Source organism: Achromobacter sp. PD1 (assembly GCF_048541815.1).
GTDB lineage: Bacteria > Pseudomonadota > Gammaproteobacteria > Burkholderiales > Burkholderiaceae_B > Achromobacter > Achromobacter bronchisepticus_A.
In genome coordinates this window covers 3,823,044-3,836,426 of sequence record NZ_CP183349.1, presented here as the reverse complement: position 1 = coordinate 3,836,426, position 13,383 = coordinate 3,823,044, and the positions used below count along the sequence as shown (strand labels likewise).

Annotated in this window: 13 protein-coding genes and 1 pseudogene; all 14 read left to right on the top strand. The window is 66.9% G+C overall.

Annotated elements, in window-relative coordinates; genetic code table 11:
* The first annotated feature begins 11 nt into the window (after positions 1-11).
* The 14 genes and pseudogenes from trbE (at position 12) to ACM1PE_RS18055 (ending at position 13,354) form a co-directional block, all read left to right on the top strand.
* A complete protein-coding gene (trbE, locus tag ACM1PE_RS18120) occupies positions 12-2,462 on the top strand; it encodes a conjugal transfer protein TrbE (RefSeq protein ID WP_000933135.1) in 2,451 nt (816 codons plus the stop codon).
* Complete coding sequence (trbJ, locus tag ACM1PE_RS18115) at positions 2,459-3,202, top strand: P-type conjugative transfer protein TrbJ (RefSeq protein ID WP_003092277.1); 744 nt, start codon at positions 2,459-2,461, stop codon at positions 3,200-3,202. Before trbE ends, trbJ begins: the two co-directional genes overlap by 4 nt.
* A gap of 12 nt (positions 3,203-3,214) precedes the next feature.
* Complete coding sequence (locus tag ACM1PE_RS18110) at positions 3,215-3,541, top strand: hypothetical protein (protein WP_014603538.1); 327 nt, start codon at positions 3,215-3,217, stop codon at positions 3,539-3,541.
* Positions 3,538-4,905 carry a P-type conjugative transfer protein TrbL gene (gene trbL, locus ACM1PE_RS18105; RefSeq protein WP_023093366.1) on the top strand — a complete coding sequence of 456 codons (1,368 nt, stop codon included), beginning with the start codon at positions 3,538-3,540 and terminating at the stop codon, positions 4,903-4,905. Before ACM1PE_RS18110 ends, trbL begins: the two co-directional genes overlap by 4 nt.
* 18 nt (positions 4,906-4,923) lie before the next feature.
* Entirely contained in the window at positions 4,924-5,628 is a 705-nt protein-coding gene (gene trbF / locus ACM1PE_RS18100) for a conjugal transfer protein TrbF (RefSeq protein WP_001211312.1), read from the top strand.
* The gene (trbG, locus tag ACM1PE_RS18095; protein ID WP_000776560.1) at positions 5,625-6,617 is read left to right on the top strand and encodes a P-type conjugative transfer protein TrbG; all 993 of its coding nucleotides are present in this window, start codon (positions 5,625-5,627) and stop codon (positions 6,615-6,617) included. Before trbF ends, trbG begins: the two co-directional genes overlap by 4 nt.
* Positions 6,618-6,619: 2 nt before the next feature.
* Positions 6,620-7,900, top strand: coding sequence for a TrbI/VirB10 family protein (locus ACM1PE_RS18090; protein ID WP_003092274.1), 1,281 nt, complete (start codon positions 6,620-6,622; stop codon positions 7,898-7,900).
* The gene (locus ACM1PE_RS18085) at positions 7,897-8,142 is read left to right on the top strand and encodes a DUF2274 domain-containing protein (protein ID WP_000108283.1); all 246 of its coding nucleotides are present in this window, start codon (positions 7,897-7,899) and stop codon (positions 8,140-8,142) included. Before ACM1PE_RS18090 ends, ACM1PE_RS18085 begins: the two co-directional genes overlap by 4 nt.
* Before the next feature lie 289 nt (positions 8,143-8,431).
* Positions 8,432-8,746 (top strand): annotated as a pseudogene (locus tag ACM1PE_RS18080) (prepilin peptidase); the annotation flags it as partial.
* The gene (locus ACM1PE_RS18075; RefSeq protein WP_118935004.1) at positions 8,692-9,153 is read left to right on the top strand and encodes a TadE/TadG family type IV pilus assembly protein; all 462 of its coding nucleotides are present in this window, start codon (positions 8,692-8,694) and stop codon (positions 9,151-9,153) included. The pseudogene ACM1PE_RS18080 and the gene ACM1PE_RS18075, both read left to right, overlap by 55 nt.
* Complete coding sequence (locus ACM1PE_RS18070) at positions 9,131-9,646, top strand: TadE/TadG family type IV pilus assembly protein (protein ID WP_347881413.1); 516 nt, start codon at positions 9,131-9,133, stop codon at positions 9,644-9,646. Before ACM1PE_RS18075 ends, ACM1PE_RS18070 begins: the two co-directional genes overlap by 23 nt.
* Positions 9,643-10,602 (top strand): Flp pilus assembly protein CpaB, encoded by a 960-nt coding sequence (gene cpaB, locus ACM1PE_RS18065; protein ID WP_419340632.1) that lies wholly within the window; start codon positions 9,643-9,645, stop codon positions 10,600-10,602. The genes ACM1PE_RS18070 and cpaB overlap by 4 nt, the downstream gene beginning before the upstream one ends.
* A gap of 65 nt (positions 10,603-10,667) precedes the next feature.
* A complete protein-coding gene (locus ACM1PE_RS18060; RefSeq protein WP_118935008.1) occupies positions 10,668-12,029 on the top strand; it encodes a type II and III secretion system protein family protein in 1,362 nt (453 codons plus the stop codon).
* Positions 12,026-13,354, top strand: a complete 1,329-nt coding sequence (locus ACM1PE_RS18055) for a response regulator (RefSeq protein WP_059372250.1) — start codon at positions 12,026-12,028, stop codon at positions 13,352-13,354. The genes ACM1PE_RS18060 and ACM1PE_RS18055 overlap by 4 nt, the downstream gene beginning before the upstream one ends.
* Positions 13,355-13,383 lie beyond the last annotated feature (29 nt).

The following is a 13,383-nucleotide window of genomic DNA, read 5'->3' as shown; positions in this document are numbered from 1 at the left end:
GGGAGGACGCCATGCTGAACCTTGCCGAATATCGTCAGCGCCCGGCCTTGCTTGCCGACTGGCTGCCCTGGGCCGGGCTGGTCGCGCCGGGCGTTGTGCTGAACAAAGATGGTTCGTTTCAACGCACGTTCCAGTTTCGCGGCCCCGACTTGGACAGTGCGACACAGGGCGAGCTGATTGCCACGTCGGCGCGGCAGAACAACGCGCTTCGCCGTACCGGGTCTGGCTGGGCCTTCTATATCGAGGCCGAGCGGATGCGGGCATCGAGCTATCCGCAATCCTCCTTTCCCGAACCACTGTCCTGGCTGGTGGATGAGGAGCGACGCGCGGCGTTCGAGGAGTCGGATGGCCATTTCGAGAGCGTCTATCACTTCACGTTGCAACACCTACCGCCGCAAGAGTCTCGCGCCCGTGCGGCTGGGATGCTGTACGAGAACCGGCCCACTGAGGGTGTGGACTGGCGTGGTCGGCTTGATTCCTTCGTGGCAGAGACCGATCGCGTGTTCGACCTGCTCGATGGTGTGATGCCGGAGATTGCCTGGCTGGACGATAGCCAGACGCTGACCTACCTGCATGCCACAGTCTCCACGCGGCGCTATCGCGTCGGCGTGCCCGACGTGCCGTTCCATATCGACGCACTGCTGGCCGATGCCGCGCTGGTCGGCGGCCTGGCGCCCATGCTGGGCGATCAGCACCTGCGCGTGGTGTCGGTACGAGGCTTCCCGACCTCGACCTGGCCGGGGATCTTGGACGACCTCAACCGCCTGGGCTTTGCGTATCGCTGGAGTACGCGCTTCCTGTGCCTGGACAAAGCCGAGGCGGAACGGGAATTGGGGCGCTTGCGGCGCCAATGGTTCGCCAAGCGCAAGAACGTCATCGCGCTGCTGCGCGAAACGATCTTTCAGCAGGAAAGCCCGCTGGTCGATACCGATGCCAGCAACAAGGCCGCCGACGCCGATGCCGCCTTGCAGGAGCTGGGCAGCGATCAAGTCGCCTTCGGCTACCTCACCGCCACGGTGACGGTGCTCGACGCCGACCCGGCCGTGGCCGACGAGAAGCTGCGCATGGTGGAGCGCGTCATCCAGGGCCGGGGTTTCGTGACCATCCCCGAAACCCTCAACGCAGTCGATGCCTGGCTGTCGTCCGTCCCCGGCAACGCATACGCGAACGTGCGTCAGCCCATCGTTTCGACGCTGAACCTGGCGCACATGATGCCGATGTCAGCGGTATGGGCTGGGCCGGAGAAGAACGAACACCTCGATGGCCCGCCGCTGATCGTCACCCGCACCGATGGCGCGACGCCGTTCCGGCTGGTGACGCACATCGGCGACGTGGGGCACACCCTTGTCGCCGGGCCGACCGGCATGGGCAAGTCGGTGCTGCTCGCCATATTGGCCATGCAGTTCCGGCGCTACTTCGGCTCGCGGATCTTCGCCTTCGACATGGGGCGCTCGATGCGCGCCACCATCCTCGGCCTTGGCGGTGAGCACTACGACCTCGGTGCCGATGGCGGCATCGCCTTCCAGCCACTCGCGCGAATAGCCCACGAGGGCTACCGCACCTGGGCCGCCGAATGGGTGGAGGGCCGGCTGCTGCACGAAGGCGTGACGGTCGGCCCGGACGAGAAGGCTGCCATTTGGTCGGCGCTGCGAAGCCTTGCCGGTGCGCCAGTGGAGCAGCGCACCATGACCGGCTTGTCGGTGTTATTGCAGTCCAACGCGCTGCGCCAAGCGCTCGCGCCCTATGTGTTGGGCGGCGCCCACGGCAAGCTGCTGGACGCTGACCACGACCGGCTGGGCATGGCCGACGTGCAGGGCTTTGAGATGGAAGAACTGATGCACAGCCCCGCCGCCGTGCAAGCAGTGCTGCGCTACCTGTTCGCCCGCTTCGACGAACGTTTTGACGGCGCGCCCACGCTGCTGATCCTCGATGAAGCGTGGCTGTTCCTCGATGAGCCGTCCTTCGCGGCCCGCATCCGGCAATGGCTCAAGACGCTCAGAAAAAAGAACGTCAGCGTCATCTTTGCCACGCAGTCGCTGGCCGACATCAAGGACTCGACCATCGCGCCAGCCATCATCGAAAGCTGCGCGAGCAGGATCTTCTTACCTAACCCGCAGGCCACCGAGCCGCAGATTCGCACGATCTACGAAGGCTTCGGCTTGAACAGCCGCCAGATTGAGATCGTGGCGACCGCACAGCCCAAGCGCGATTACTACTACCAGTCGCGCCTCGGCAATCGCCTGTTCGACCTCGACCTGGGGCCTGTCGCGCTCGCATTCGCGGGCGCATCCACCCCTCAAGACCAACGCGATATTGACCGCGTGCTGACGCAGGCCGGCGCTCCCGGCTTCGCCGGCGCGTGGCTGCGCCATCGCGGCCTCGGCTGGGCCGCCGACCTGCTGCCGTCCGCTCCGGCGGCAGCTTCCTTTCTCGCTTCTCAACCGCTGGAGGTTTCACCATGAAGACCAAGCCCCGTTTGCTCTCTGTCTCACTCGCTGCCGTGCTGTCGGTATCGCTGCTGGCCGTGCAGCCCGCATCCGCGCTGACGGTGTTCGACCCGTCCAACTTCGTGCAGAACACGCTGACCGCCGTGCGCACGCTGGAACAGATCAACAACCAGATCAACCAGCTTCAGAACGAGGCGCAGATGTTGATGAACCAGGCCAGGAACCTGGCAAATCTCGACTTCAACATCGTCAACCGCCTGCGCTCGACGCTCGCCACCACCGAGCGCCTGATCGCCGAGGCGCGCGGCTTGGCCTACGACGTGCAGAGCATGGATGCCACGTTCGCCCGCCTGTACCCGGAACAGTACGCCGCCACCATCAGCGGCGACCGCATGGCACAGGACGCCCGCGAACGCTGGCAGAACACCTTGAACGGCTTGCACACCGCGATGCGGATGCAGGCGCAGGTGTCGCAGAACCTCGCCCAAGACGAAAGCGCGCTGGCCGATCTCGTGAGCCAGAGCCAGTCGGCCACCGGCGCGCTGCAAGCGATGCAGGCGACGAACCAGCTCCTGGCTTTGCAGGCCAAGCAGTCGATCCAGGCGCAGCAGCTCCAGATCACGCAAGACCGGGCCGCTTCACTGGAACTGGCGCGGCAAGCGGCGGCTATGGAGCGCGCCCGCGAAGTGCGGCGGCGCTTTCTGGGCACCGGCACGCCGTACACGCCGCAGTCCGTCAACTTCTATAACAACTGACCGGAGGCGGCCATGCGATGCGCTTCCGTCCTGATGGCCGTGCTGCTGACCGCGTGCGGCCAGCAGCCGGCCGAGAACCTGGCCGACGCCCTGGCCGCAGATCCGGTGCGGCTCAAGGCGTTGCGCGGGCAATGCGCGGCCGACCGGCAGGCCGTGGGCGAGGATGCCTGCCGCGCCGCCGCTGAAGCCTTCCGGCGGCGCTTCTTCGCCGGCCATACCGGGCCGGATGAATACAACTCGCTGGCTGAACTCCCGCCGATTCCGCCGAGCTTCGATACGCCCGCAGATGAATTGCCAGAGGGCGCCGTTCCGCTCACTCCGCCCGAGGATTCGCCATGAACGACGTGACCATCATCGACCGTTTCCTCGATACGTTCTCGCGCTACATCGACTCGGGCTTCGGCTTATTGCAGGGCGAAGTGGCATTTCTCACCGCCACGCTCATCGTCATCGACATGACGATCGCTGGCCTGTATTGGGCCATGAGCCACGCCACCGGCCAGGGCGACGACGTGATCGCCAAGCTGCTGCGCAAGGTGCTCTGTGTCGGCGCGTTCGCCTACATCATCGGCAACTTCAACTGGCTGGCGAGCATCGTGTTCCGCTCGTTCGCCGGCTTGGGAATTACCGCTACCGGCTCGGCCATCACGATGGAGAACTTCCTTCAGCCGGGCCGGCTGGCGAAGACCGGCATCGACGCAGCCGCGCCGATTCTGGAACAGATCGGGGACATGGCTGGGTTCCCCGAGGTGTTCGTGAACATCGACCCTATCGTGGTTCTGTTCATCGCCTGGCTGGTGGTGATCCTCTGCTTCTTCGTGCTGGCCGTACAGCTTTTCATCACGCTGATCGAGTTCAAACTGACTACGCTCGCCGGCTTCGTCTTGATCCCGTTTGCACTCTGGAACAAGACCTCGTTCCTCGCGGAAAAGGTGCTAGGCAACGTGGTGTCGTCAGGCATCAAGGTCTTGGTGCTGGCCGTCATCGTCGGCATCGGTTCAGGCCTGTTCGCCGAGTTCCAGGTGCATCCCGACGAACCATCCATCGACCACGCGCTGGTCGTGATGCTGGCCTCGCTCGCGCTGCTGGCGCTGGGCATTTTCGGCCCCGGTATCGCCACCGGCCTGGTGTCCGGTGCGCCACAGCTTGGTGCGGGCGCGATGGCTGGTGCTGCGGTCGGGGCTGTCGGCACCGGCGTTGCCATCGGCGCCGCCGTAACGGGCGTGGGCGGCGCCGTCATGGCCGGGGCACGAATGGCCCCGGCGGCCGCAAAGCTGGCCGGTGCCGGTGCGCGTGCCGCGACTTCGGCGGCCGGCAGTGCCCGATCGGCGTTCCAGGCCGGTTCCGCTGCGGCCGGCGGCGGTGCCAAGGGCGCGGCGGCTGGCCTCGGCAATGTCGCCAAGACTGGCGCACAAGCCGCAGGCCGCAGCGTCACCTCTGGTGCTTCCGCTGTTGGGCAGAAGGTGGCCGACTCCTTCCGCGCTGGCTGGAACGGCACAGAAGCCGGCAGCGACGGTGCTGGCCCCGGCCAGACCGCAGACGGCACCGCAGGCTCGCAGAAGCAACAGCAACCGGCCTGGGCCAAGCGGATGCACCGCCGCCAGCAGGCTACCCATGCCGCGACCACTGCCGCCCACACGCTGCGCGGCGGCGACGGCGGCGGCTCCGGGCAAGGCCCGAGCCTGCGGGATTCCGATACCTAACCTTCAAGGAGAACACCCATGCGATTCAAACGACCGCAGGTGCGCTACGCCGATACGCCGCAGCCTGCCACCCCGTATCAAGCCGCCGCCCAGGTGTGGGACGACCGTATCGGCTCCGCCCGCGTGCAGGCGAAGAATTGGCGCCTGATGGCCTTCGGCTGCCTAGTGCTCGCGCTGTTGATGGCCGGCGGCCTGGTGTGGCGCTCGGCGCAGTCCATCGTGACGCCCTATGTCATCGAGGTCGATCAAGCCGGGCAGGTGCGCGCCGTGGGAGAGGCCGCCACGCCGTACCGGCCCGGCGACGCGCAGATCGCGCACCACCTGGCGCGCTTCGTGACGCTGGTTCGCTCGCTGTCCATCGACCCCATCGTGGTGCGGCAGAACTGGCTCGATGCCTACGACTACACCACCGACAAGGGCGCGGCGGTGCTCAACGACTACGCCCGCACCAATGACCCATTCGCCCGCATCGGCAAGGAATCGGTAACGGTGCAAATCACCAGCGTGGTTCGCGCGAGCGACACGTCTTTCAACGTGCGCTGGACAGAGCAGCGCTATGTCAACGGTGCGCCCGCCGGCACCGAACGCTGGAACGCCGTGCTTTCGACCGTCCTGCAAACCCCGCGTACTGAACAGCGCCTGCTCAAGAACCCATTGGGTATCTACGTCAACGGCCTGTCATGGAGCCGCGAACTGGATTCTTCCGAAGGAGCCAAACCATGAAACTTCGTTTCCGCCTTTACGTTGTTCCTTTGACGCTGCTGGCCCTCGCGGGCTGCGCCTCGCAGGGGAAGCCGCCGCCATCCATCTCGCTCGACGAGACGGTGCTGGCCCAGCCGTTGCCCGAACCGCCCAAGCCCGTCGAAGTCGTCGCCGTCCCTGAACCGCTGGCGCTGCCGGCGCAGTTGAAGCCCCTGCCGGAACTCGATGAGGCCCCCGTTGCGCCGGAGCCGGCCGACGAAAAGGTGCGCGTTTCCCGTGCCAATGCAGAAGCGCGTATCGCGCCTACCCGTGAGGGCTACGTCAACGCGATTCAGGTGTGGCCGTTCACCGATGGCGCGCTTTATCAGGTCTATGCGTCGCCGGGGCGCGTGACGGTGGTTTCGCTTCAACCGGGCGAGGAACTGGTAACGGTCGCCGCCGGCGATACCGTGCGCTGGATCGTGGGCGACACGTCCAGCGGCGGCGGGGCCGATCTGCGCGTCAATGTGCTGGTCAAGCCTATCCGCTCCGGTCTGAAAACCAATCTCGTCATCACCACCAGTCGGCGCACCTACCTGCTGGAGCTGACCTCGACCGAGAGGGCATGGATGGCGTCGGTGTCCTGGGACTATCCGAAAGACCGAATGCTCGCGTTGCAGCGCCAGGCGCAGGCAGCGCAGGCAACAACGCCTGTCGATACGGGCCTGTCGCTGGACAAGATCCGCTTCCGCTACGCGGTATCGGGCAGCAACCCGCCGTGGAAGCCTCTGCGCGCCTTCGATGATGGAGAGAAGGTCTATATCCAGTTCCCGCCGGGCATCGCCCAGGGCGAGCTGCCGCCGCTGTTTGTCATCGGCGCGCAGGGCGACGGGCAACTGGTGAACTACCGTTTTCGCTCGCCGTACTACGTCGTGGATCGCCTGTTCGGCGCGGCCGAACTGCGGCTGGGCGGCGATGGCGGCGACGTGGTGCGGATCGAGCGCACCGATGGTGTTGCACGGAGGAACTGACCATGAGCCAGGATGACACTCCCGACCTTGCCGCGCCGCAGGCGGACAAGGTGGCGCCGGAGGCAGTGGCGCTGCGCGCCCAGCCGCGTCCAGTCACACGCCTGAACCGGCGCTCGCTGGCCATCCTTGCCGGCGTCCTAGCGGTCGCCGTGCTCGGCGCGCTGATGTGGTCGCTGCAACCTCATCGACGCAGCACAGGCGAGCAGACCGAGCTTTACAACGTCGATCGCGTGTCAAAGTCGGAAGGACTGGATGCGCTGCCGACGGACTATTCCAAGCTGCCGCCGGCGTTGCTGCCTGCCGTTCCCGAACTAGGGCCACCGCTGCCGGGCGATCTTGGCCCGGCTATCGTGAAGTCGCAGCAACCGGCGACGGCTGCCTACGCGGCCCCCGGTCACGACCCGAACGATGCCCTGCGAAAAGAAGCCGAGGCGGCCGCGGCCTCGTCCGTGTTCTTCCGCTCGGGTGGGCAGAATGCGGCGCCGGTAGCGCAGACACAGGTGGCCGCTGCGCCGGGCTTCGCCGCCAATGCGGCGTTTGACCCGCTGGCGGCCGGGCCGGCCTCCACGGCGGCCCAACCTGCTGACCCGACAGCGGTGCAAAACCGGCAAGACCAGAAAGAGGCTTTCATGAAAGCTGGCCCCACTGAAACCCGTAATTCCGGCAATCTGACTCTGCCAATTTCGCCGTATCAGGTTATGGCCGGAACAGTGGTCGCAGGTGCCTTGGTGACGGGCATCAAGTCGGACTTGCCCGGCGACGTGATCGCCACGGTGACGGAGCCGGTCTATGACACAGCCACCGGGCGCTTCCTGCTGATTCCGCAGGGTTCGCGCATCCTGGGCAAATACAACAGCCAGGTCAGCTACGGGCAGAGCCGCGTTCAAGTCGTCTGGAACCGGATCATCCTGCCGGACACGTCTTCGCTCACGCTCGACAACCTGGCCGGCACCGACCCAGCCGGCTATGCCGGGCTGGAGGACGATGTGGACTACCACTGGGGCCGCATCTTTGCCGGTGCGGCACTCACCACGCTGCTGGGCGTCGGTGCCGAGCTGGCCGCGCCGGAGAACCGGCAGGATGGTGATCGCGTCATCATCGCTGGGCGCGACAGCGCGCAGGACAGCATCAATCAGGTCGGCCAGGAGATGACCCGGCGCAACCTCAACATCCAGCCGACCTTAACGCAACGGCCGGGCCTGCCGGTTCGCATCATCGTCAACCGGGATCTGGTGCTGCGGCCGTACCAGCCGCTGTTCTTCAACCGGGGGACTTCACGATGAGCACGACCAAGAAGCTGCGGCTCGGCCCGCTGCCGAAGACCGAGAGCACCAAGCTGACTTTCGTTTGCCCGACCAGCTTGAAAGTCGACCTCGACCGCTACGCCGCGCTACACGCGCAGGCGTATGGCGAGGCCGTTGATGCGGCGACGCTGATCCCGCATATGCTGGAAGCATTCATGGCGGGGGATCGAGGATTCAGGAAGGGCACGGCGACCCGCAGCACACCACCGAAGCCGCCATGATTGCACCGCATGCTATTCAACGGCATCCATCGAACGCGCAGCCCAGGCTGCGCGTTCTTCATTCTGGATGCCGCCGAGCCTGTTGGGCTATGATGATGCGACAGGCCCGCCGTTCCTCGGCAATCCAGCACTACACAGTGCGATGCGGCTTTCTCTCCCAACGCTCCTATGTCGCTCCTAGCCGACAACGCCGCTCTTCTTCTAAGCGGCCCCGAAAGGAGCTAACCTACTGTCCCATATACGGTTTCAAGTCCTTCTTGATTTGCGCGAAAGAATTGACACCGGCACTTTTTTGGCCGCGGCGCCGTTCCTGCCGCTGTGGCGCAGGCGTCTCATGGGGGCGGGGGATATCAAGGCCATTGCCGTGCTCGGACTGCTGCTGGGCTTCGCGCCGCTGATGGCGACGCTGGCGCTGGCCAGCGTGCTGGCCGGCTTGCATGGCCTGCTGTATCTGGCGGTGTCCCGGGTCTGGGCGCTGAGCAACCGGGCGCGCCAGATTCCCTATGCCGCGTATCTGGGGCTCGCCGCCGGCATCGCGGTTCTTATTCCGTGGAGTTCGCCTTGGTATTCGTGGTGTTCTTCCTGGTGTTTTACGGGATCCTGACGTATTCCCTGGTGGTCGCCGCGCAGCATTCCGTGACCTTGGCCGCACAGGATGGCGCCCGCAAGGTCCTGCAGTGGCAGGCGGGTTCCGCGTCGCTGACGGCGCGGGCCAACGCCGGCCGCGATTCGGCGCTGTACCAGGCGGAGTGGATCAGCACGATGTCCGCCGCGCCGGTCCAGGTGGCGGTCTGCGGCAGCGCGGGCGCGCTCAGCAGCGCGGCCGGCGGCGCCTGCAGCGGCATGCCCCTGGCGCAGGATCAGATCGAAGTCTACGTGTCCTACGCATATGGCGCCCATCCGCTCATCCCTTCGGTGCCGCTCCTGCAGGCGGCGCTGATGCCGGCCTCCAGCGTGCTGAGCGCGCGCGCCACGGTGCATCTGGGCAATGCCTTGGGCGGGGGAGGCTGAGATGCGAGCCCATGCGCAACGCCCTGGGAGCCAGACGCCACGCAAGCGCCAGCGCGGCATCGCGGCGTTGGAGTTTTCGTTGACGCTCACCCTGCTGCTGCTCTTTATTTGCGGCGTGGTCGGGTTCGGCGCGCTGTTCTGGATGCAGCAGCAGTTGGCCGCCGCCGCGGCCGATGGCGCGCGCGCGGCCGTCTATGCCCGCTTCAGTGGTCAGGCCGATGTGCCTGCCGCGGCCTGTCTGGCGGCGATGGGTACGTTTTCGGCCGGCTCCGCAGTGCTGTGCAGCGCCACGCGCGCACCCTGTGCCTGGACGGGGGCAGGCGGCAGGCCGGCCGATTGCGCCACTGTCGCCATGACCTACAACACACAGTCCTGGCCGCTATTGGAGACCGTGCGGGGGCTGATCACGGCATTGCCGGGCGCGAACCGGAACTGGATACCCAACAGATTGCATTCGCAGGCTGTCGTGCAGATATCGCAGGGGACACCATGAGCAGTCTGAGCAAGATCATCGCGGGCATGTTGCTGGTGGCGGGCCTGGTGCTGGCCTTCGTGGCCTGGCGGCTGGCCTCGGCGCCCGCGAGTCCTCCGCCCAGCGTGACGCCTGCGCCTGTCGCGGCGGCGCCCGCGGAACCGCCAAAACTCCATCCGGTGGTGGTGGCCCGAGAGCCGATCCCGGCCGGTTCGCGCATCGACGGCGCAAGAATGCTGACGGTGGCGCAGTGGCAGGTCGCGCTGTCCGGCGGGTTTGCCGACGTCGCGCCGCTGGAGGGCGCGGTGACGAAGGTCGACATCGCCGCGGGCGATCCGATTTTGCCCAGCCTGCTGACGCAAGGCCTGGCGCGCCAGCTCAAGCCGGGCGAGCGCGCCGTCGCCATCGCGGTGGACGAAGTGATCGGCGGCGGCAATCGTATCGTCCCTGGCGACATGGTGGACGTGTTCTTCATGATCGAAAAAAGCGCTGAAGTCGCCGTCGGCCAGGCCCGCCTGCTGCAGTCGCAGGTGCGCGTGCTGGCGTATGGCAGGGCTACGGTGGAAGGCCCGGATGAAAAGTCGGCGCTGCAGCAAGGCGGTCCTGGTCAGCCGGCGCGCACCGCGGTGCTGGCCGTGCCGGTCGAACGCGTCAATGAGCTGATGCTGGCCAGCCGCGCCGGCCGCCTGCAGTTGGCCTTGCGCCCGGTGGGCGACGACAGCATGCCCGATGCGCAGTTGTTCGCCCAGCGCGGCACGGTGCTGCCGGTGCGCACCGACCTGACCCCCGCGCAGCGCGAGTCGCTGCTGACGGGACCGAACCGCGCCTACGCCGGCGAGAGCCTGGTGCAACTGGACGGCACGACGGCCGCGGCGTTGGCGCCCGCCACCCGCGCCGCCAGCCGGCCCCAGGGTTCCGGCGGCGGCCGGACAGTGGAAATCATCCGAGGAGAGAAATCCGAGCGCGTGCGCTATTGAACGGGGCTGCGGGCGGACCAGGCGCTGACCGCAGCCGGACTTATTCCATCATCGGGTCCAGCACTATGAAGAAACATCAGCGCACCACCATGATCTGCCTGCTGTCGGCTGCGGCGGCGATGGCGCACGCAGGTCTCAGCCTGGCTCAGATCGCGGCGCCCGCGGCCGGAGCGAGCGCGCCGGTCCGCGACATCTCGATGGCGGTGAAGGGGCAGCAGACTCTCATGCTGGATGGCGGCGCGCCCACGCGCATCGCCATCGGCGACCCGGATGTGGCGGACGTGAAGGTATTGCCCGCCTCCGGCAAGCGCGCGGGCTCGGTGCTGCTCTATGGCAAGAAAGCCGGCACCACGCAACTGCAGGTATGGATCGGCAACAATGCGACGCCGCAGATATGGAACGTCCGCGTCGGCGGCAGCGTGCAGGGCGCCTTGGCGAGCCGCGGCCTGGGCGGCGGCGCCAACGTGGACATCGCCGACGGCCATGCCGTGGTGTCGGGACACGCCGAATCGCAGCTGGGGCAGATCGCGTCGGCCACCATGGCGGCATCCGCCGTCGGCGGGGAAAAAAACGTGGTGGACATGTCCACCGCCGGCAGCGGCGGGGTGGTGCAGGTGGAAGTGAAGGTCGTGGAAGTGTCGCGTTCGGTGATGAAAGCGGCCGGCATCAGCTTCACGGCCAGCAACGGCCCCTGGAGCGGCGGCAGCTCCACCATGCCGGCCAGCCTGGGCGGCGCGCTGGCATCCGGCTTTTCGCTGTTTTACGACTCCAACAATTTTTCGGCGCGGCTGCGGCTGCTGCAAACCAACGGCATGGCCCGTGTCCTGGCCGAGCCGACCCTGGTGGCCTTGACGGGGCAGAGCGCCAGCTTCCTGGCTGGCGGCGAATTGCCGATTCCGCAGGCCGGCGGCCTGGGTACGGTCAACGTGACCTTCAAGCCCTTTGGCATCGGCCTGACCGTCACGCCCACGGTGCTGTCGCGCGACCGCATCTCGCTGAAGGTCGCGCCCGAGGCCAGCGAACTCGACTACACCAACGGCATCGCCATCAATACCAGCGCGGATACCAGCACCATCATTCCCGCCCTGCGCACGCGCCGCGCCGACACCACGGTGGAACTGGGCGATGGCGAAAGCTTCGTGATCAGCGGCCTGGTATCGCGCCAGACCAAGGCCATGGTCAACAAGGTGCCCATGCTGGGCGACCTGCCCATCATCGGCTCCTTTTTCCGCAGCGTCGACTATTCCCAAGAGGACACCGAGCTGGTCATCGTCGTGACGCCGCGCCTGGTGCGCCCCATCGCGCGCGGCGTGGCCCTGCCGCTGCCGGGAGCCAAGCAGGAGCAAACGGATACGGCGTTCAATGCTTGGGGCTATTACCTGACCGGCCCGGTGGGCGGCCAGCAGATGCCGGGCTTTTCACGGTGAGCAATATGAAGACACATGCCAGCGAATGGGTGGGCCTGCAAAACGGCACGCGGTTCCTGTTCTGCTCCCAGGGCAACGCGGTTGCCGCACAGTTGGGACAGGCCTTGGGCGACCTGGGGATGCTGACCCAGGAAGCGCCGCGCATCGAGGAATTGGCGCGGCGCCTGACGGAGATCGCGCCGCAGGTGGTGTTCCTGGACTTCACACTGAGCGACGACGAACCCGGCAAACTGTTCAAGTCCGCCGAACTGGCGCGCTTGCTGGCCCGCATCGCGCCGACCTTGCCGCGCGTGGCGGTCGGCTTCCTGAGCCAGCCGGAGGGGGCGATCGCCGCCTTGCGGGCAGGCGTCAGCGATTTCGTCGATCCCTCGGTGGCGCCGCAGGAGATCAAGGAGGTGGTGCTGCGCCTGCTCGACCGGCCATCCGACGGCCGCATGGACGGCACGCGCCGCAGCGTCGTGCTGCTGGGTGCGCGGCCCGGCGTGGGGACCAGCACCTTGGCCGTGCATATGGCGGGGATGGTGCAGGACCGCTTGAAGTTCGCGCACGGCCAGCGCGCAGCCACGAGCGGCGCCAAGACGCCCAAGCCCGCCGGCGAACCGCTACCCCTGTCCAGCCGCGTCGCGTTGATGGATCTGGGCTGGCCCATAGGCGATTGCCAGCTCTACCTGAACATCGGCGGCGACTTCGATTTCGCCGAGGCGGCCCGCAACCTGCGCCGCCTCGACTCGACGCTGCTGGGGTCGGCCATGGCGCATACGGCCAACGGCTTGAGCGTGCTGTCGCTGCCGCGCGATCTGGGCCAGATGCGCGACGTGTCGCAGTCGGATTCGCTGCTGGTGTTCGAGCGCATGCGCCAGCACTTCTCGGTCGTGGTGGCCGATGCGGGCGGCTTCAGCAACCCTGAATTCGTGTCGGGGTTGGCGCGCGCCTCGCAGCTGAATTGGATCGTGACCGACCAGAGCGTCGGCGCGCTGGTGTCGCTGGCCGGCGTGCTGCAGGAGCTGGAGCAACAGCACGTGGACCGGCGCAGCCTGGGCCTGATCGTCAACCGTTATGACGAACGCTACGGCATGACGGCGCAGCAGATCGCCGAACGCTTCCAGCTGGAACTGGTGGGCACGCTGCCGGACCGCACGCTGCCGCTGATGGTGTGCACGAACCGCGGCCATCTGCTGCACGAAGAGGCCGAACGCGATGTCTACGTGCGGGCGGTGCAGGCGCTGGCGGAACGCCTGTGCGCCGAAGAGAACGCGCCTGGCGGACGGGCAGGCTGGCTGGCCACCTGGCTGCCCGGCGTGCACCGCCGCATGGTGGTCGGTTGACGGACAGACAGACGGACGGCTACGGGATC